The sequence below is a fragment of the Micromonospora sp. L5 genome (genome assembly GCF_000177655.2).
Lineage (GTDB): Bacteria > Actinomycetota > Actinomycetes > Mycobacteriales > Micromonosporaceae > Micromonospora > Micromonospora aurantiaca.
This window is the reverse complement of sequence record NC_014815.1, coordinates 5,619,898-5,637,980: the sequence shown is the minus strand read 5'-3', so window position 1 is coordinate 5,637,980 and position 18,083 is coordinate 5,619,898. Positions and strand designations below refer to the sequence as shown.

Below are 18,083 nucleotides of genomic sequence, written 5' to 3'. Positions count from 1 at the left end.
CAGGAACTTGAGTCACCCAGACTCAACTTGAGACCTTGGGTCAGGAGAACCGAGGAGGCAAGAGTCATGTTGATGCGTACCGACCCGTTCCGCGAGATCGACCGGATCGCCGAGCAGTTCTTCGGCACCACCGCCCGGCCCGCCGTGATGCACCTCGACGCGTACCGCGACGGTGACCACTTCTACGCGGCGTTCGACCTGCCCGGCGTAGACCCGGACAGCATCGACTGCACCGTCGAGCGCAACGTGCTGACCGTCCGCGCCGAGCGCCGCCGTCCCACCGGCGAGAACGTGGAGCTGGTCGCCGCCGAGCGTCCGATGGGCACGTTCACCCGGCAGCTGTTCCTGGGCGACACGCTCGACACCGACCGGCTGGAGGCGGGCTACGACAACGGCGTGCTGACGCTGCGCATCCCGATCGCCGAGCGCGCCAAGCCGCGCCGGATCACTGTGAGCACGCCCGCCGAGAGCAACGGCCACCGTCAGCTCACCACCGCCTGAGCACGTCACGCCCGAAGCGGGGGAGGCCGGAGCGCCGGCCGACCCCCTTCGGCGTACCGGCGGTCAGCGCGCCTCGTCGCCAAACACCCCGCCGGCTGAGAACCTTTCTCACATGCTTCGCCCCGAGGTGCTGCCCCGCGCCCGCCCCGCCGCCCTGCCCGCCGGTCCGGCCGACGTCACCGAGGCGTGGCTGCGCAACCGGCGACTGTCCGAGCACACCCGCGACGCGTACCGCCGCGACGTCACCGGCTGGCTGACGTGGTGCGCCGAGCAGGCAGTCGACCCGCTGCGGGCCACCTTCCTCGACGTCAACGCCTACGGCCGGGAACTGGAGTCCACACCCCGCGGCCGCGCAGGCCGGCCGCTCACCCCGGCCACCGTCGCGCGCCGGCTGTCCGCGCTGTCGAGCTGGTACGACTTCCTGGTCAAGCTGGGCGCGGTGCCCGCCAACCCGGTGTCGGCGGCGGACCGGCCACGAGTCGACCGGGACCACTCCGCCACCGTCGGCCTGACCCCCGACGAGGTGGACGCGCTGATCGCCGCCGCCGAGGCCGACACCGGCCCGGCCGCCGCCCGCAACCGGGCCGCCGTCGCGCTGCTGGCCGACCTGGGGCTGCGGGTGGGGGAACTGGTCGCGCTGGACGTGTCCGACCTGGGCACGGAGCGCGGTCACCGCAGCATCCGCTTCGTCGGCAAGGGCGGCAAGGTACGCCGGCGCGCGCTCACCCCGGGCACCGCGTACGCGGTCGACGCCTACCTGGCCGTGCGGGCCGCCGCGCAGGGTGTCACCGTGCCGGAGCTGACCGGTCCGCTGCTGGTCACCGCCACCGGCGGCCGGTTGGACCGGCACGCCGTGTTCCGGCTGGTGCGCCGCCTCGCGCAGCGGGCCGGGATCGCCGCGTGGGCGAAGTTGTCGCCGCACTCGCTGCGTCACGCGTTCGCCACCACGGCCCGCTCCGAGGGGGTGCCGCTGGAGGACGTGCAGGACGCGATGGGGCACGCCGATCCGCGTACCACCCGCCGCTACGACCGGGACCGGCACAACCTGGACCGGGATCCGGCGTACGCGATCTGGGCGGCGCGGGCCCGCCGCCGCGGCTGACCGCCACCAGCCGCGCAGCGGGCCGCGGAGCACTGCGGCCCGCTGCGCCGACCGGTCAGCCCTGGGGGCGGGGGCAGAGGCAGAACGGCTGCCCGATCGGGTCGAGCAGCACGGTCCACCGCTCGCCGCCGGGCTGGAACTCGGGCCGGGTCGCGCCGGCCGCCACCAGGTCCTTCTCCGCGACCGCCACGTCGTCGACGTAGAGGTCCAGGTGGTAACGCTTGTCGCCGCTCTCGTCCGGCCACGCCGGCGGCGTGTAGCCGGGCACCAGGCCGAACCCGATCGCCGGGCCGTCCTTGACGATCATGGCGTACTCGGCCTCGCTGTGGGTTATCTCCCATCCCAGCGCCTTGGCGTAGAAGGCGGCGTGCGCGGCCGGGTCGGAGCTGTCGATACTGATCATGGCGATGTCGGCATGAGCTGTCATGCGGACAGTCTGCCGCCGATGCCCGCCGTTTGCTGTCCGGTACGAGCGCGCGTCGCAACCGGCTGCGCGTCACCGTCCGGTTGCCTACCGTCGACAGTGATGGGCAGGCAGCGGGAGTGGCACCACACGGCCCGGCGTCGCCGCCCGCTACGCGCGGGCGTGCTGATCGCCGGTCTCGGCGTGGGCACCTGCCTGATCGGGGTGGCCGGGCTCGCGGCGTGGAACGCGCAGGTGGTGTTCCAGGCCGACGGGCCGGTGCGGGAGACCGCCGACGGGTTCTTCCGCGACGTCGCGGCCGGTGACACCGACGCGGCGTACGAGCGGCTGTGCGCCGAGGCCCGGGGCAGGTGGAGCAAGTCGGGCTTCGGCAGTTGGGTGCGGACGCCTCCGCAGGTCAGCGGCTACGAGATCGTCGACGTGTCGGTGGCGACCCGATCGGGCCGGCCGCGCGGCACGGTGCTCGTGCGGATCAACCGGGACGGCGGCGGCAGCGAGGAGCGGGAGCTGCCTGTGGTGCCGGAGGGCGGCGGCTGGCGGGTGTGCGGAGACCCGTTCTGACGCTCAGGCACGCGGGCCGAGGTCCCCGGAGCGGTAGTGGCGCCGGCACAGCACCTGGTAGCGCACGTCGGCGGTGTCCACGGTGTCGCCGATGACGACCTGCGCGCCCTCGCGGACCACCCGGCCGCCGACCACGCGGGCGTTGAGCAGCCCTTCCCGGCCGCACCAGCACAGCACCTCGACCTGGATGCGGGCCACCTCGTCGGCCAGTTCGAACAGCCGCTGCGCCGCGGGGAACAGACAGGAGCGGAAGTCGGTCGCCAGGCCGAAGGCGTAGACGTCGACGTCGAACCGGTCGACCAGCTCGGCCATCTGCTCGATGTGTTCGAGGTTGTAGAACGAGGCCTCGTCGCAGATCAGGTAGTCCACGCGTACCCCCTCGGCCCACGCGTCGCGGACCAGGACGCGCAGGTCGAGGTCGTCGGTGACCTCGACGGCCTCGTGGGCCAGGCCGATGCGGGTGGTGACCTGCGGGCCCAGCGAGCGGTCGATGCGGGTGGTGACCAGGCCGCGGCGGCCCTGCCGGGCGTGGTTGTGGTTCATCTGCAACGCCATGGTGGACTTGCCGCAGTCCATCGGCCCCCAGAAGAACTTGAGCGCGGCGGCGTGCAGCGGCCGGCCGTCGACGCCGCGGGCGGCGGCGCAGCCGGCGGCCCGGTCGTCGCCGGGCCCCGGCAGGGGGCGGGCCAGGCAGGTGGGGGCGGCGTCGTCGGTCACGTCGGGGCAGCCTAGTCCATCGACGCCGCCTGATCAGGCCCCCGATGATCCACGAGGGCGCGACGGGTCAGAGCACCCGGGGCGGGGTGTTCCCGGCGGCGATGATGGCCCGGCGCATCGGCACGGCGGCCAGCAGCGCGAAGCCGACCACGAAGAAGATCAGCAGCGACACCAGGCCCACCCGGTACGACGAGGTCAGCTGGAAGACCAGGCCGAACGCCAGCGGGCCGAGCCAGCTGGTGCCCTTGTCGCTGATCTCGTAGAAGCCGTAGTACTCGCCCTCCTTGCCGGCCGGGATGAGCTGGCTGAACAGCGACCGGCTCAGCGCCTGGCTGCCGCCGAGCACCAGGCCGATGCAGCCGCCGAGGATCATGAACGGCACGGGCGCCTCGGCCGGCAGCCGGAACGCGGCGATGATCACACCGGTCCAGAGCACCAGCGACAGCAGCACGGTCTTCCAGGCACCGATGCGTTTGGCGAGCGCGCCGAGGGCGAGCGCGCCGCCGAAGGCGAGGAACTGCACCAGCAGGATCGTCACGATCAGCGTGCTCTGCTCCAGCCGCAGCTCCTCGGTGCCGTACTGGCTGGCGAGGGTGATGACGGTCTGGATGCCGTCGTTGAAGACCAGGAACGCGAGCAGGAAGTACAGCGTCAGCGGGTACGTCTTGATCTCCCGCAGGGTGCGCCCGAGCTGCCGGAACCCGTCGGTGAGCACGTTGACGCCGCTGCCGCCCCGGCGGGCCGCCTCGGTCGGGTGCTCCCGCAGCCAGCGCAGCGGCACCAGGGTGAACGCGGCCCACCACACGCCTGCGGACACGATCGACCAGCGGGCCAGGTCCAGCGTGCGCTGGGCGTTGCCCTCCTCGCTGAGCATGGTGACCGCGACGAGGTTCAGCGCGAGCAGCAGGCCGCCGCCGAGGTAGCCGATGGCCCAGCCGCGGCTGGAGATGCCGTCGCGCTCGTCGGGACCGCCGAGTTGCGGCAGGAACGAGTTGTAGACGACCACGGCGGCGCCGAAGGAGATGTTCGCGATCAGGAACAGCGCGCCGCCGAGCAGGTAGCGCTCGCCGGTGACGAACGCGAACGCGATTGTCGCGCCGGCGCCGGTGAACGCCGCGGCGGCGAGCAGCCGCTTCTTGTGCGCCGACCGGTCGGCGATCGCGCCGATCACCGGCAGCACGAACACGGTGAGGAAGACCGACAGCGAGATCAGGTACGGGTAGAACGATCCGGCGGCGACCTTGATGCCCAGCGGGTACACCGCGCCGTCGCAGCTGTCCGCGCCCAGCTCGCAACCGGCGGCGAGCTCGGTGACCGTGGTGAGGAACGGCCCGAGGAAGACCGTGATGACTGTGGTCTGGAACGCGGAGTTCGCCCAGTCGTAGAAGTACCAGCCGGTGCGCTCGCGGCGGGTGCTGCCCGGTCCGGCGGGGTCGGCGACGGCGGGGGTGACCGTATCGGCCATCGGGGGTCGTCCTCGGGGGCTCAGGCGGCCCAGTGGCCGCGACTGCGATAGACGTCACGGAGCACGCTGACGTGATCGGTCATGATGCCATCCACACCAAGATCAAGTAAGTGGTGCATCTGGGCGGGATCGTCGATCGTCCAGACGTGCACCTGCAACCCGATCCGGTGGCAGTGCGCGAGGAACCGCCGGTCGGCCACCGGCACCCGCCCGAAGGCGACGGGCACCTGCGCGGCCACCACCGACGGGGGCAGCCGTAGCGGCCGTCCGTGCAGCGAGGCCAGCCGCAGCCGGGCCACGCCGCGCATGCCGAGGCTGGTGGCGACCTTCGGCCCGGCCAGCGCCCGCAGCCGGGCCAGCCGGGCGTCGCTGAACGAGGCGAGCAGCACCCGCCCGCCCGCGCGGACCCGGGTGACCGTGGCGACGGTGGGCGCCACGCCGCCGTCGGACTTCACGTCGATGTTGAACCGCACCTGCGGCCAGGCGCCGAGCACCTCGTCCAGGCGGGGCACCAGGGCGGCGCCGCCGACGCGTACCGAGGCCAGGTCGGCCCAGCGCAGATCCGCGATGCGACCCGGCTCGCCGGTGACCCGGCGCAGCGTCGGGTCGTGGAAGACCACCGGTACGCCGTCGGCGGTGGCGTGCACGTCGGTCTCCACGTACCGGTAGCCCAGGGCGACGGCACGGGCGAACGCGGCGGCGGTGTTCTCGTCGCCGTCGGCCGCGCCGCCGCGGTGGGCGAACGCCAGCGGCGCGGGCGCGTCGAGGTAGCCGTGACGGGGCTGCACGCGGGCAGTATGCCCGGCCCGGGTGGCGCAGACATGGCCGGGCGGTGAAATTACCTATCGTTCCCCATCATCGCTAAGATACGGTGCGATGAGTAACGACATGTACTCGGTGGAGCAGGTCGCTGACCTGCTCGGCCTGCACGTGCGCACCGTGCGCGGCTACATCCGCTCCGGGCGGCTGCGGGCCACGCGGATCGGCAAGCAGTACCGGATCACCCGTGCGGACCTGGACGCGCTGACCGGCCGGCCCGCGCCGCCCTCGGCGCCGGGGGCGGAGGTGTCGAGCGTCGTGCGGCTCGACGGCGTCGACCGGGCCGCCGTCGACCGGCTCGCCACGCTGGTGCTGGCCGGCGTGAACACCCACCACGACCCGGACCGTCCGCTGCGCGTGCAGACGGTCCACGACGAGGAGCGGCACCGCATGACCATCATGATCCTGGGCGATCTCACCGCCACCGCCGACCTGCTGCGCCTGCTCGACGGGGTGCTCGACGGCGGCAACGGCCTGCTCGGCGGCGGGGAGCACAGCCGTGGCTGACCTGATGCAGGAGCGCGCCGGCGAGCAGGTGCTGGTCTGCGACCCGGACGGCCCGCCGATCGCCACCGAGCGCGACGCGCTGGACCTGATCGGCGCGGCGTTCCTCGGCGCGACTGTGGTCGCGGTACCGGCCGAGCGGCTCGACCCCGACTTCTTCACGCTCGGCACCCGCTTCGCCGGTGACGTGATGCAGAAGTTCGTCAACTACCGGCTGCGCCTGGCGATCGTCGGTGACATCTCCGCCCACCTGGAGCGCAGCGGCGCGTTGCGCGCGCTGGTGGCCGAGTCGAACCGGCACGACCAGGTGTGGTTCGTCCCGGACCTGGCCGCACTCGACGACCGGCTGCGCACCACCGCCTGACCCCACCCACCCCGCCCCGGCCTCGCCCGCCCTCGCCTCGCTGATCTTGCACTTGCGGCCCTTGTCGGGGGCGTTTGGCCGGGTTTGCCGGGGCACCAATTGCAAGATCGACGGCGGAGTAGCGGGCCGCGGGGTCGGGTCGGGTGCGGGCAGGGGCGCCGGGTCAGCCGGACTGGCTGCTGGGGCCGGTGCCTGCGTCGCGGGTTCCGGGTGGCGGGTAGGGCTGCTCCGCGAGCAGCCGGGCCAGGTGGGCGCTGTTGAGCGCCAGCGCGGCGGTGGTGCGGCCGGTCGTGTCGGGTTTGGGGCGGGCGTCGACGTAGTCGGTCTTGTGCAGCGCCTCCCCGACCCAGTAGGTGGCCCCGGCGGCCGGGCAGGTGAACCCCACCTCGTTGAGGGCCTGCTGCACCTCGGCGATGGTGTGGTGCGCGCCGTCCTCGTTGCCGACCACGGCCACCCCGCCGACCTTGCCGTAGGTGCGCAGGCGGCCCTGGTTGTCGGTCTCGGACAGCTCGGCGTCCAGCCGTTCGAGGACCATCTTGGTCACCGACGAGGGCTGACCGAGCCAGATCGGCGTGGCGATGATCAGGATCTGGGCGGCGAGCAGCTTGGCGCGGATGCCGGGCCAGCCGTCGCCGTCGCCCTCGTCGACGGAGACCCCGAAGCGCACGTCGTGGTCGACCACCCGGACGATCTCGCCGTCGACGCCCTGCTCGGCCAGCGCGTCGAGCACCTCCTGACCGAGCACCTGTGAACTGGACGTCGCCGGGGAGCGCTTCAGGGTGCAGTTGAGAACGAGTGCTCGGACAGCGGTCATGACCAGGTCCTCTCCACCTGAAGGGGCGCGAGGACTTGATACCCGCCACCGGCGCCGGGATGCGTCAGCCGGCGCGGTGGCGACGGTGGGCGCGGGCGGTGTCGACCGGCCGGCCCGGGTCGACGTGGCGCGGCCGGTCCGGCTCGTCGGGGCGCAGCGGCACCAGGTCGTCGGTGATCGCGTCGATGATCCGGTCGGTGGCCTGCCGGGCCGCGCCGGGGGAGCCCGACCGCAGGTCGTCCAGCGGCACCGGAGCGCCGAAGTGCACCCGGATGGCGGGCCGGCGGACGATCGCCCGGGCTGTCGCGCGCAGCATGCCCTTGGGCGCCCGGTAGGGGAGCACCTCGTGCGAGCCCCACTGGGCGACCGGGACCACGGCGGCGCCGCTGGCGAAGGCGAGCCGGGCGGCGCCGGTCTTGCCCCGCTCGGGCCACATGCCCGGGTCGAGCCCGATGCGTCCCTCCGGGTAGACCACCACCACCGAGCCGCCGGCCACGGCCTCGGCGGCGACCTCCAGTGACCGGTGCACCGCGGAGGTGCCCCGGTCGACGCGGATGTGCCCGGCGCGGCGCATCAGCGACCCGATCACCGGGGCGCGGAACAGACCGCCGGTGGCCATGATCCGGGGCGCGACGCGCCGGACCCGGCAGGCGGCGGCGAGCACCACCGGGTCGAACGGGCTGATGTGGTTGGCGGCCAGGACCAGCGGGCCGTGGCGCAGCGCGTCGGGCACGTCGCCGGTGACCTCCAGCCGGCCGACCAGCCCGACGACGGCGCGGGCGAGCGTCTGCGCGCTCCGCCACAGCAGCGGCGCGCGCCAGGGGGTGCTGTTCATCAGTGCTGGATGTTCCCACGCGCGGGCACAGCGGGGGGAGCCGGTGGGGGTCCTCCGGCGTGGGTGATCCCGGGACCGCAGGTCCTCCGGCAAGGTGATCAGGGTCATTGGTCCCGGGCCGGGTGGGGCCCTGCGGCCCTGCTGCTTTCGCTACGACGCCGAGTAGTATCTACTACGTCTCGTAGTATGCGCAGCTGGGGGTTTCAGGTGGACGCGTTGGACGTCGCCCGCTGGCAGTTCGGTGTCACCACCGTCTACCACTTCTTGTTCGTGCCGTTGACCATCGGCCTGTCCGTGCTGGTGGCGATCCTCCAGACCATGTGGCACCGCACCGGCAACGAGCGGTACCTCAAACTCACCAAGTTCTACGGCAAGCTCTTTCTGATCAACTTCGCGATGGGTGTGGTCACCGGCATCGTGCAGGAGTTCCAGTTCGGCATGAACTGGAGTGACTACTCCCGCTTCGTCGGTGACATCTTCGGCGCGCCGCTGGCCATCGAGGCCCTGGTGGCGTTCTTCCTCGAATCCACGTTCATCGGCCTGTGGATCTTCGGCTGGGACCGGCTGCCCAAGCGCCTGCACCTGGCCGCGATCTGGGCCGCCGCGATCGGCACCAACCTGTCGGCGTACTTCATCCTCGCCGCCAACTCGTTCATGCAGAACCCGGTCGGGTTCCGGATCAACCCGGAGAGTGGCCGTGCCGAGCTGACGGACTTCGTCGCCGTGCTCACCAACAAGGTCGCCCTGGTGACCTTCCCGCACACCCTGGCCGGCGCGTTCCTGGTCGCCGGGTCGCTGATGGTCACCGTCGGCCTGTGGCACGTGATGCGCAACCGCGACAGCGCCGACACCGGCGCGTACCGCTTCGCCACCAAGCTCGGCTCCTGGGTCGTCCTGATCTCCTCGGCGCTGGTCGTCCTCACCGGCGACATCCAGGGCAAGATCATGACCGAGGTGCAGCCGATGAAGATGGCCGCCGCCGAGGGCCTCTACACCACCGAGAGCCCCGCCTCGTTCTCCGTGCTCACCGTCGGCAGCCTCGACGGCAGCCGCGAGCTGTTCGCCGTCAAGATCCCGTACCTGCTGTCGTTCCTCGGCACCGGCGACCCCAACGGCACCGTGCAGGGCATCAACGACCTGCAGGCCCAGTACGCCAGCCAGTACGGCCCCGGCAACTACGCCCCGATCATCCCGGTCACCTACTGGAGCTTCCGCTTCATGATCGGCTTCGGGCTGGCCGCCGCCGCGATCGCGCTGCTGGTGCTGTGGAGCCAGCGCAAGGGCCGCACCCCCACCAGCAAGTGGCTGCTGCGGGCCGGCCTGGTCATGCCCGTGCTGCCGCTGCTGGCCAACTCCTTCGGCTGGATCTTCACCGAGATGGGCCGCCAGCCGTGGATCGTCTTCGGCGAGATGCTCACCCGCGACGGCGTGTCCCGCAGCGTCTCCCTGACCGAGGTGCTCACCTCGTTCACCGCGTTCACCCTCATCTACGCCGTCCTCGCGGTGGTCGAGTTCAAACTGCTGGTCCGCTACGCCCGCGCCGGCGTACCGGACGTCACCCCCCAGTCCGACGACGACGACACCGACGACGCCGAGCGCCCGCTGGCGTTCGCCTACTGACACCCCGGAGCCCAACCGTGGAACTGACGACCGTCTGGTTTCTCCTCGTAGCAGTGCTCTTCACCGGCTACTTCATCCTCGAAGGCTTCGACTTCGGCGTCGGGATGCTGCTGCCGGTGCTCGGCCGCGACGACAGGCAGCGCCGCGTCCTGATCAACACCATCGGCCCGGTCTGGGACGGCAACGAGGTGTGGCTGATCACCGCCGGCGGCGCCATGTTCGCCGCCTTCCCCGAGTGGTACGCCACCCTGTTCTCCGGCTTCTACCTGCCGCTGCTGCTCATCCTGCTGGCCCTGATCGCCCGCGGCGTCGCCTTCGAGTACCGCCACAAGCGGCCCGAGGCGTCCTGGAAGCGCCGCTGGGACCAGGCCATCTTCTGGGGCTCGGCGATCCCGGCCGTGCTGTGGGGCGTGGCGTTCGCCAACATCTTCCGCGGCGTGCCGCTGGACGCCGACCACGAGTACGTCGGCGGCCTGCTCGACCTGCTCAACCCGTACGCGCTGCTCGGCGGCCTGACCACGCTGGGGCTGTTCCTCACTCACGGCGCGGTGTTCCTGGCGCTCAAGACCACCGGTGACATCCGGGAGCGCGCCGGCGCCCTCGCCGTGAAGCTCGGCGTCGGCACCGCCGTGGCCGCCGTGGCGTTCCTGAGCTGGTCGCTGAGCATCCGCTCCAGCGCCGCCGCCGTCGTGCTCGCCGTCGGCGCCGCCCTCGCCCTGCTCGGCGGCCTGGCCGCGGCCAAGGTACGCCGGGAGGGCTGGGCGTTCACCGGCACCGCCGTGGCGATCGCGCTGGCCGTGGCGACGCTGTTCGCCGCGCTGTTCCCGAACGTGATGCCGTCCACCCTCGACGCGGCCGGCACGCTGACCGCCACCAACGCCGCGTCCACCCCGTACACCTTGAAGATCATGACCTGGGTGGCTGTGGTGTTCACGCCGATCGTGCTGGCGTACCAAGGTTGGACGTACTGGGTGTTCCGCCGCCGGATCGGGGTACAGAACATTCCGCAACACTGATCGACCTGTGGGCGCAGGGGCGCGGGGCCGGTGCGAGGGGGTCGCACCGGCCCCGCGGGGCGTTCCGGGGTCAGCGCGCCTCGCGCAGCTCCGCCAGCCGCGCCTCGATCTCGGCCAGCTCGGCGCGCAGCTTCTCCGCCTGCTGCTCGGCCTCGGCCCGCTCGGCGGCCAGGATCTGCTCCACCGCCTCCTGCACCCCGGGAACGTCGACCAGCGCCACCATCCGCAGCGCCTCGGCCGGCTTCACCACGTACGGCCGGGCCAGCGCCTTCGTGCCCTGCTGCGCGGCCACCGTCCACTCGCCCTCGGCGTAGGCCAGCGTGACGGTCAGCCCCGGCGGGGTCTTCGGCTTCGCGGCCTTCACGACCCGCTTCGCCGGCTTCGGTTCCGCCTGCGGCTGCTCGGCCTTCGGCTCCTCCCGCCGCGGCGCCGGCACCCGCGGCGTGTCCAGCACGAACTCCGGCTCCGGCGCGGCCGGCGGCTGCTCCGGTTCCGGCTTCGCCTCGGCGGCCGGACGCCGCCCGGCACCCTTCGGGGCGATCGCCACGTCGGCGGGGGAGAACGGCAGCTCGTCGCGGCCGAACCGCACCACCACGAACTCCTCCGACGCCGCCGGGTCGGTCAGCTCCACCACCTGCCCGAGCTGCCCGGCCATCTGCCCGGCCGCCTCGGTGAACACCACCCGGGGCTTGCGGCCCGCGGCCAGCGCCTCCCGGATCCCCTGAACCTCGTCAGTGGACAAACCCTGACCCGCCATCACGCCCTCTTCCGTACACCTGTTTGACGCAGCCTTGATACCAGCCGGCTGCGACACCGCAATGATCAGCCCCCGAGGGCCCGCAGCGCCGCGTCGGCGTGCTCGTTCATGCTCAGCTCGCTGTGCACCACTGCGAGCACCCGCCGGTCCGTGCCGATCACGAACGTCATCCGCCGGGTGCTCAGCGCGCCCAGCGGCAGCCGCCGCCGCACCCCGAACGCCCGCGCCACCTCGCCGTCGACGTCGGACAGCAGCGGATAGTCGAACCCGTGCCGGCGGGAGAACTCCGCCTGCCGCTGCACCGGATCCCGGCTGATCCCCACCCGAGACGCGCCCACCGCCGCGAACTCCGCCGCCAGATCCCGGAAGTGGCAGCTCTCCGCTGTGCAGCCCCGCGTCATCGCCGCCGGGTAGAAGAACAGCACCACCGGACCGGCGGCCAGGAACTCCGACAGCCGCCGTGGCGTGCCCGTCTCGTCCGGCAGCGTGAAATCCTCGACCAGGTCACCGACACCCACCGCGTCACTCATGACGCGAGGATATGTAGACATCGGCGATCCCGCTCCGTCGTACCCGGCGAGCGGCGGGGAGGCACCGCCGCACGACGCGAAGGACCGACAGTGAAGTACGTGATCATGATCCACTCCAACCCGGAGCCGTGGGGCCACCCCACCTCCGAATACCTCGCCGCCCACCAGGAGCTGCCCGCCGAGGTACGCGACCGGCTCAACGCCGACTTCGAGCAGGTGATGACCGAGCTGCACGCCAACGGGGAACTGGTCGTCGGCGAGGCGCTCGGCGACCCCCGCACCGCCCGGCTCTACCGGTGGCGCGACGGCGCGCCGCTGGCGACCGACGGCCCGTACTCTGAGGCGAAGGAACACCTCGCCGGTTTCTTCCTCGTCGACGTCGAGGACCAGGCCCGCGCCGACGCCGTCGCCGCGAAGTTCGCCGGCCCGGGGGAGACCGTCGAGCTGCGGCCCCTGATGTGGCCGGGCGGGTCCGATCAGTAACGCCCCGCCCCTCGCGGACGTGTGGCGCCGGGAGGCGCCGCACGTCCGCGCCGCGCTGCTGCGCCGCTACGGGCAACCCGACGCCTGTGAGGACGCCCTGCAGGACGCGGCGGAGGCGGCCGCCGCCCGGTGGCCGCTCACCGGCGTCCCCGACGAACCCCGCGCCTGGCTCATCCGGGTCGCCGCGCGGCGGCTGATCGACCGGATGCGCGCCGAGGAGGCCCGCAGCCGCCGCGAGCGGCTCGACGCGGTCCGGCAACCCGGCGCCGGCGTCGTGCCGCCCGTCGACGACACGCCCGTGACCGGCGCCGACGACACGCTGCGGCTGCTGTTCCTGTGCTGCCACCCGGCGCTGAGCCGCCCCTCCCAGGTCGCGCTGACCCTGCGCGCGGTCGCGGGACTGCGCGTGGAGCAGATCGCCGCCGCCTACCTGGTGCCGGCCCGGACCATGACCCAGCGGCTGAGCCGGGCCCGCGCGACGCTGCGCGAGGCGGGCGCCCGGTTCACCATGCCGCCGCCGGACGCGCTGCCCGGCCGGGTGGCCGCCGTGCTGGACGTGTGCCACCTGGTGTTCAGCGAGGGCTACACCCGCACCTCCGGCGACCAGCTCCTCGACGTCGAACTCGCCGAGGAGGCGATCCGGCTCACCCGGCAGGTCCACGCCGCGCTGCCCGGCCACCACGAGGTCACCGGCGCGCTGGCGCTGATGCTGCTCACCCACGCCCGGTCGCCCGCCCGCACCGACGCCGCCGGTGACCTCGTGCCGCTGGCCGACCAGGACCGCTCCCGCTGGCGCGGCGACCTCATCGACGAGGGCGTCACGCTGCTCGGCCGGGCCCTGCCCCACGGCCCGGTGGGCCGCTACCAGCTCCAGGCGGCCATCGCCGCCGTGCACGCCGAGGCACCGGCCTTCCCGGACACCGACTGGCTGCAGATCAGCGTCCTCTACGACATGCTGAGCCGGGTCGCCCCCAGCCCGTTCGTCACGCTCAACCAGGCCGTCGCGGTGGCCATGGCGCACGGCCCCGCCGTCGGGCTGGCGCTGCTCGACCCGCTGCTGGCCGACCCGGCGATGCGCGGCCACCACCGGCTGCACGCCGTCCGCGCGCACCTGCTGGAACTCCACGGCGACCCACAGGCCGCCGCCGAGCACTACCGGCTGGCCGCGCGGCTGACCGGAAGCCTGCCCGAACAGCGCTACCTCAACCGGCGCCTGAGCCGCCTGACCGGCGTCTCCTGAGCTGCGGCGCCGGTCAGGAGACGCCGTGCTGCACGCCCTCGGTCAGCGCCACACCGCTGCCACCTCGTCGGCCACCGCGTCGGCCTGGGCGAACCCGGCCCGCGCCGACGCCGCCCGCCGCGCCGGATCCAGCACGTTGCGGCCGATCGCCGTCCGCGCCGCCCGGTCCGGCGACACCACTGCCACCCGCGCCCCCGCCTCCCGCAACGCCGCCACCTGCGCCGACAGCCGCGGCATCGGCCCCACCGCCGCGCGCGTCGGCGCCAGGACCACCACCTGCCCGCACCCGGCCGCCAGGTCCGCGTTCACCGGCGAGCGGACCCCGCCGTCGACGTAGCGCCGGCCGCCGACTGTGACCGGCGGCCACACCCCCGGCACCGCGCAACTCGCGCCGACCGCGTCCACCAGCGGCACCCCGCTGTCCGCGTCGAACACCACGAACTCGCCGGAGGCCGCGTCCACGGCGGTGACCAGCAGCCGCGCCGCCGGCCAGTCCGGCGACGGCAGCCGCGCCGCGATCACCGCCCGCCGTGACTGCTCCGACGGGGTACGCGCCGACAACGCCATCGCGCCGATACGTGCCCGGGCCCGCGCCGCGTCCCGGCCCCGCCCACCGGCCCACGCCCAGCGCAACAGCACGCCCGTCCCGAGCCGGGCCGGCACCTCGTCGCGGGGCGGCCGCAGCTGCGCCTCGTACAACTGCGCCGGCGGCGTACCAGAACGCACCTGCGCCCCCACCACCGACCCGGCCGACGTACCCACCACCAGGTCCGCCTCGTCCAACCGCAGGCCGTGCCCGGCCAGCCCGGCCAGCAGACCCAGCTCCCAGGCCACCCCGGTCACCCCGCCGCCACCCAGCACCAACGCGCGCCCCATGTGACAGTCCTCTCCACCCCGGATGGTCCCGCCCACGGTAACGTCGCCCCCACCGCAAGGCAGGGGAGAAGGGCATTGACCTCCGTCACCATCGTCACCGGGGGAGGACGCGGCATCGGCGCGGCCACCGCCCGCCGGCTCGCCGCCGACGGCCACGACCTGGTCATCGGCTACCGCACCGACCACACCGCCGCCGAATCCGTGGCTGCCGACGTGCGCGCCGCCGGCCGCCGCGCGGTCACCGTCGCCGCCGACACCACCGACCCCGACCAGGTACGCCGCATCTTCGACGCCGCCGACCGGCTCGGCCCGCTCACCGGCCTGGTCAACAACGCCGGCGTCACCAGCCCGATCGGCCCGTTCACCGACCTGCGCGTCGACGACCTGCGCGAGGTCGTCGACGTCAACCTCATCGGGTACGTGCTGTGCGCCCAGCAGGCGGCCCGGCGGCTCACCCGCGGCGGCGCCATCGTCAACGTCTCCTCCGTGGCCGCGACGCTCGGCTCACCCGGCGAGTACGTGCACTACGCCGCCGTCAAGGCCGCCACCGACACCCTCACCGTCGGGCTGGCCAAGGAACTCGCGCCGCACGGTGTCCGCGTCAACGCCGTCGCCCCCGGGATCATCCGCACCACCATCCACGCCCGCTCCGGCGTGCCCGACCGGCCCGACACCGCCGCGGGCCGGATCCCGATGGGCCGCGCAGGGGAACCCGAGGAGGTCGCCGGCGCGATCGCGTACCTGCTCGGCCCGGACGCCTCGTACACAACGGGCGCGGTCCTGCGCGTCGGCGGCGGTCTCTGACCCGGCGGCGGCCCGGGGATCTCCACCCCCGGGCCGCCGCGTCGCGTCTCCTACTGGGTGAACAGCTTCGCCGCCGTGATCAGCGTCTGCACCACGCCGTAGCCCAGCAGCGCCGACACCACCAGCCACGACACCACCAGACGGGCCCGCTGCCCGCCACCGGTCCGCTCGTTCACGATCCGCTCCTCTCCGCCGTCACCGGCTGCCCCGGTCCCGTCTCGTCCCGCCCGGACGCGGGCTCGTGGTAACGCTGCGGCACCGGCCGCACCAGCAGGTTCGCCACCAGACCCACCGCCAGCACGCCGACCATCGTGAACAGCGCCGGCCGGTACGCCGCCGCGGTCAACGTGCCCGGCTCGCCCTGCGCGTCGAGGAACGCGTTGACGATCAGCGGCCCGGCCACGCCCGCCGCCGACCACGCGGTCAGCAGCCGGCCGTGGATCGCACCCACCTCGAACGTGCCGAACAGGTCCCGCAGGTACGCCGGCACGGTGGCGAACCCGCCGCCGTAGAACGACAGGATCACGCACGCCAGCAGCACGAACAACGCCGTCGCGGTCTGCCCCACCAGCGCCAGCAGCAGGTACAGCACCATGCCCACACCCAGGTACACCATGTAGATCGGCTTGCGGCCGATCACATCCGAGGTGGACGACCACACGAACCGGCCCGCCATGTTGAACAGCGACAACAGCCCCACGAACCCGCCGGCCGCCGCCACCGACACCGCCGACGTGCCACCCTCGCGGAAGAAGTCCTGGATCATCGGGCTGGCCTGCTCCAGGATGCCGATACCCGCCGTCACGTTGCAGAACAGCACCACCCACAGCAGCCAGAACGACCGCGTCCTGACCGCGTTGGCCGCCGACACGTTCGCTGTCGTCACCAGCGGCTTGTCCGCCACCCGAGCCGGGTCGAACCCGGCCGGCCGCCAGTCCGGCGCCGGCACCCGCACGTTGAACACCCCGAACATCATGATCACGAAGTAGCCGACGCCGAGCGTCACGAACAACCACACCAACGCCGGCCCCGACGCCGTGGAACCGCTGTTCGCCGGGTCGTAGGCCGGGTCGTAGAACGACAGCAGCTGCCGGGACAGGGGAGAGGCCACCATGGCCCCGCCACCGAACCCCATGATCGCCAAGCCGGTCGCCAGACCCGGCCGGTCCGGGAACCACTTGATCAACGTGGAGACGGGGGAGATGTACCCGATCCCCAGACCGATCCCGCCCAGCACCCCGTACCCCAGATACAGCAACCACAGCTGCCCGGTCGCGATACCCAGCGCCCCGACCAGGAACCCCGCCGCCCAGAAACACGCCGAGACGAACATCGCCTTACGCGGCCCGTTCGCCTCCACCCACGTACCGGCCACCGCGGCCGACAACCCCAGCATCACGATCGCGATACTGAAGATCACCCCGATCGCCGTCTGACCGGTGTCGAAATGCGCGATCAGGGAGTTCTTGTACACGCTCGTGGCGTAGACCTGCCCGATGCACAGATGGATCGCCAGCGCCGCCGGAGGAATCAGCCAACGGCTGTACCCCGGCGGCGCGACGGTGTGCCGACGATCGAGTGCGGAAAGCATCAGTGCTTCCTCCGTCCGAATGGCGAGAACACCCCGGTTCATGCCCCTGCCGCACGCTGCACCCAAACCCGCCCCGCGCCGGACGGCCGAAACGCTGCGCCGAACGGTCACCGCCGTCCCGGCCCGTCATCACCCCACCACCGGCAGTCATCCCCGGCCCGGGATGCGACGATGACCGGGTGAAGATCCTGTCCATCCAGTCGTCGGTCGCCTACGGCCACGTCGGCAACTCCGCCGCCGTGTTCCCGCTGCAACGCCTCCGCCACGAGGTCTGGCCGGTCCTGACCGTGCACTTCTCCAACCACACCGGCTACGGCGCCTGGCGCGGCCCCCTGCTCGCCCCCACCGACGTCGCCGACGTCATCGCCGGCATCGAGGACCGCGGCGTGCTCGGCACCGCCGACGCCGTCCTCTCCGGCTACCAGGGCGACCCCGCCGTCGGCGCCGTCATCCTCGACGCCGTCGCCCGCGTCAAGGCCGCCAACCCGGCCGCCCTCTACTGCTGCGACCCGGTCATGGGCGACGTCGGCCGCGGCATGTTCGTCCGCCCCGGCATCCCCGAATACCTCCGCGACACAGTCGTCCCGCGCGCCGACATCGTCACCCCCAACCAGTTCGAGCTGGAATTCCTCGCCGGCCGCACCACCGACACCGTCGACGACCTGCTCGCCGCCGTCGACACCGTCCGCGCCACCGGCCCCCGGCACGTCCTGGTCACCAGCGTCCTGCACGGCGACCTGCCCGCCGGCCACCTGGAAGTCGTCGCCGTCTCCGACGACGGCGCCTGGGCCGTCACCACCCCGCTGCTGCCGATCGCCCCCAACGGCGGCGGCGACGTCACCGCCGCCCTCTACCTCGCCCACCTCGCCACCACCGGCTCACCGAAGACCGCACTGGAACGCACCACCAACTCGATCTACGCGGTACTCGAGGCGACCCTCGAAGCCGGCACCCGCGAACTGCAACTCGTCGCCGCCCAGGACGCCATCGCCGACCCACCCACCCGCTTCACCGCCCGCCGGCTGCGCTGACCGACAGCGCGGGTGCACCTGCCGCGCGG

The 18,083-nt window shown here is 72.9% G+C and carries 22 protein-coding genes; 11 read left to right on the top strand and 11 right to left on the bottom strand.

The features are described 5' to 3' along the window. Positions 1-66: 66 nt before the first annotated feature. Both ML5_RS25990 and ML5_RS25985 read left to right on the top strand, forming a co-directional pair. Entirely contained in the window at positions 67-501 is a 435-nt protein-coding gene (locus tag ML5_RS25990; RefSeq protein WP_013286325.1) for an Hsp20/alpha crystallin family protein, read from the top strand. Between the two features lie 112 nt (positions 502-613). Further along, the gene (locus ML5_RS25985; RefSeq protein ID WP_013476790.1) at positions 614-1,603 is read left to right on the top strand and encodes a tyrosine-type recombinase/integrase; all 990 of its coding nucleotides are present in this window, start codon (positions 614-616) and stop codon (positions 1,601-1,603) included. A gap of 55 nt (positions 1,604-1,658) precedes the next feature. Here the strand turns inward: ML5_RS25985 and ML5_RS25980 are convergent, their stop codons facing one another. Beyond that, positions 1,659-2,030, bottom strand: a complete 372-nt coding sequence (locus ML5_RS25980) for a VOC family protein (RefSeq protein WP_013286327.1) — start codon at positions 2,028-2,030, stop codon at positions 1,659-1,661. 99 nt (positions 2,031-2,129) lie between these two features. Between ML5_RS25980 and ML5_RS25975 the strand changes: the two genes are divergently transcribed. Then, positions 2,130-2,588, top strand: coding sequence for a hypothetical protein (locus ML5_RS25975; protein ID WP_013286328.1), 459 nt, complete (start codon positions 2,130-2,132; stop codon positions 2,586-2,588). Between the two features lie 3 nt (positions 2,589-2,591). On the opposite strand, the gene ML5_RS25970 is transcribed toward ML5_RS25975, so the two are convergent. The 3 genes from ML5_RS25970 to ML5_RS25960 form a co-directional block, all read right to left on the bottom strand. After that, entirely contained in the window at positions 2,592-3,278 is a 687-nt protein-coding gene (locus tag ML5_RS25970) for a thymidine kinase (RefSeq protein ID WP_369752317.1), read from the bottom strand. A 94-nt stretch (positions 3,279-3,372) separates the two neighbouring features. Then, on the bottom strand, positions 3,373-4,770 hold the full coding sequence (locus tag ML5_RS25965) for an MFS transporter (protein ID WP_013286330.1): 1,398 nt from the start codon (positions 4,768-4,770) through the stop codon (positions 3,373-3,375). Positions 4,771-4,790: 20 nt separating this feature from the next. Further along, complete coding sequence (locus ML5_RS25960; protein ID WP_013476788.1) at positions 4,791-5,558, bottom strand: glycerophosphodiester phosphodiesterase family protein; 768 nt, start codon at positions 5,556-5,558, stop codon at positions 4,791-4,793. An 88-nt stretch (positions 5,559-5,646) separates the two neighbouring features. On the opposite strand from ML5_RS25960, the gene ML5_RS25955 reads away from it, so the two are divergent. Then, positions 5,647-6,096 carry a helix-turn-helix domain-containing protein gene (locus ML5_RS25955; RefSeq protein WP_201766711.1) on the top strand — a complete coding sequence of 150 codons (450 nt, stop codon included), beginning with the start codon at positions 5,647-5,649 and terminating at the stop codon, positions 6,094-6,096. Then, complete coding sequence (locus tag ML5_RS25950; RefSeq protein ID WP_013476786.1) at positions 6,089-6,457, top strand: DUF4180 domain-containing protein; 369 nt, start codon at positions 6,089-6,091, stop codon at positions 6,455-6,457. The genes ML5_RS25955 and ML5_RS25950 overlap by 8 nt, the downstream gene beginning before the upstream one ends. 163 nt (positions 6,458-6,620) lie before the next feature. Here ML5_RS25950 and ML5_RS25945 read toward each other — a convergent pair whose 3' ends face one another. Together ML5_RS25945 and ML5_RS25940 are read right to left on the bottom strand one after the other, a co-directional pair. Beyond that, positions 6,621-7,271 (bottom strand): flavodoxin family protein, encoded by a 651-nt coding sequence (locus ML5_RS25945; RefSeq protein WP_013476785.1) that lies wholly within the window; start codon positions 7,269-7,271, stop codon positions 6,621-6,623. Between the two features lie 64 nt (positions 7,272-7,335). Beyond that, complete coding sequence (locus tag ML5_RS25940) at positions 7,336-8,106, bottom strand: 1-acyl-sn-glycerol-3-phosphate acyltransferase (protein WP_013286335.1); 771 nt, start codon at positions 8,104-8,106, stop codon at positions 7,336-7,338. A gap of 207 nt (positions 8,107-8,313) precedes the next feature. Between ML5_RS25940 and ML5_RS25935 the strand changes: the two genes are divergently transcribed. Both ML5_RS25935 and cydB read left to right on the top strand, forming a co-directional pair. Then, positions 8,314-9,726, top strand: a complete 1,413-nt coding sequence (locus ML5_RS25935) for a cytochrome ubiquinol oxidase subunit I (protein ID WP_201766710.1) — start codon at positions 8,314-8,316, stop codon at positions 9,724-9,726. A gap of 17 nt (positions 9,727-9,743) precedes the next feature. Continuing rightward, entirely contained in the window at positions 9,744-10,742 is a 999-nt protein-coding gene (gene cydB, locus ML5_RS25930; protein WP_013286337.1) for a cytochrome d ubiquinol oxidase subunit II, read from the top strand. Positions 10,743-10,812: 70 nt separating this feature from the next. Here cydB and ML5_RS25925 read toward each other — a convergent pair whose 3' ends face one another. Beyond that, on the bottom strand, positions 10,813-11,499 hold the full coding sequence (locus ML5_RS25925) for a hypothetical protein (protein ID WP_013476783.1): 687 nt from the start codon (positions 11,497-11,499) through the stop codon (positions 10,813-10,815). Between the two features lie 65 nt (positions 11,500-11,564). Then, positions 11,565-12,029, bottom strand: a complete 465-nt coding sequence (locus ML5_RS25920; RefSeq protein ID WP_221488069.1) for a peroxiredoxin — start codon at positions 12,027-12,029, stop codon at positions 11,565-11,567. 90 nt (positions 12,030-12,119) lie between these two features. Here ML5_RS25920 and ML5_RS25915 point away from each other — a divergent pair, with 90 nt between their 5' ends. Continuing rightward, positions 12,120-12,512, top strand: coding sequence for a YciI family protein (locus ML5_RS25915; RefSeq protein WP_013476782.1), 393 nt, complete (start codon positions 12,120-12,122; stop codon positions 12,510-12,512). Positions 12,513-12,531: 19 nt separating this feature from the next. Then, positions 12,532-13,752, top strand: a complete 1,221-nt coding sequence (locus ML5_RS25910; RefSeq protein WP_013476781.1) for an RNA polymerase sigma factor — start codon at positions 12,532-12,534, stop codon at positions 13,750-13,752. A gap of 42 nt (positions 13,753-13,794) precedes the next feature. Here the strand turns inward: ML5_RS25910 and ML5_RS25905 are convergent, their stop codons facing one another. Continuing rightward, positions 13,795-14,628 carry a patatin-like phospholipase family protein gene (locus ML5_RS25905; RefSeq protein ID WP_013476780.1) on the bottom strand — a complete coding sequence of 278 codons (834 nt, stop codon included), beginning with the start codon at positions 14,626-14,628 and terminating at the stop codon, positions 13,795-13,797. Between the two features lie 75 nt (positions 14,629-14,703). On the opposite strand from ML5_RS25905, the gene ML5_RS25900 reads away from it, so the two are divergent. Continuing rightward, positions 14,704-15,432: an SDR family NAD(P)-dependent oxidoreductase gene (locus tag ML5_RS25900; protein ID WP_013286344.1), complete on the top strand. Its 729-nt coding sequence runs from the start codon at positions 14,704-14,706 to the stop codon at positions 15,430-15,432. A gap of 50 nt (positions 15,433-15,482) precedes the next feature. Here the strand turns inward: ML5_RS25900 and ML5_RS33135 are convergent, their stop codons facing one another. Then, a complete protein-coding gene (locus ML5_RS33135) occupies positions 15,483-15,608 on the bottom strand; it encodes a hypothetical protein (protein ID WP_013286345.1) in 126 nt (41 codons plus the stop codon). Further along, positions 15,605-17,023, bottom strand: a complete 1,419-nt coding sequence (locus tag ML5_RS25895) for an OFA family MFS transporter (RefSeq protein WP_013476779.1) — start codon at positions 17,021-17,023, stop codon at positions 15,605-15,607. Before ML5_RS25895 ends, ML5_RS33135 begins: the two co-directional genes overlap by 4 nt. 179 nt (positions 17,024-17,202) lie before the next feature. Here ML5_RS25895 and pdxY point away from each other — a divergent pair, with 179 nt between their 5' ends. Continuing rightward, entirely contained in the window at positions 17,203-18,054 is an 852-nt protein-coding gene (gene pdxY, locus ML5_RS25890; protein WP_013286347.1) for a pyridoxal kinase PdxY, read from the top strand. Positions 18,055-18,083: the final 29 nt, after the last annotated feature.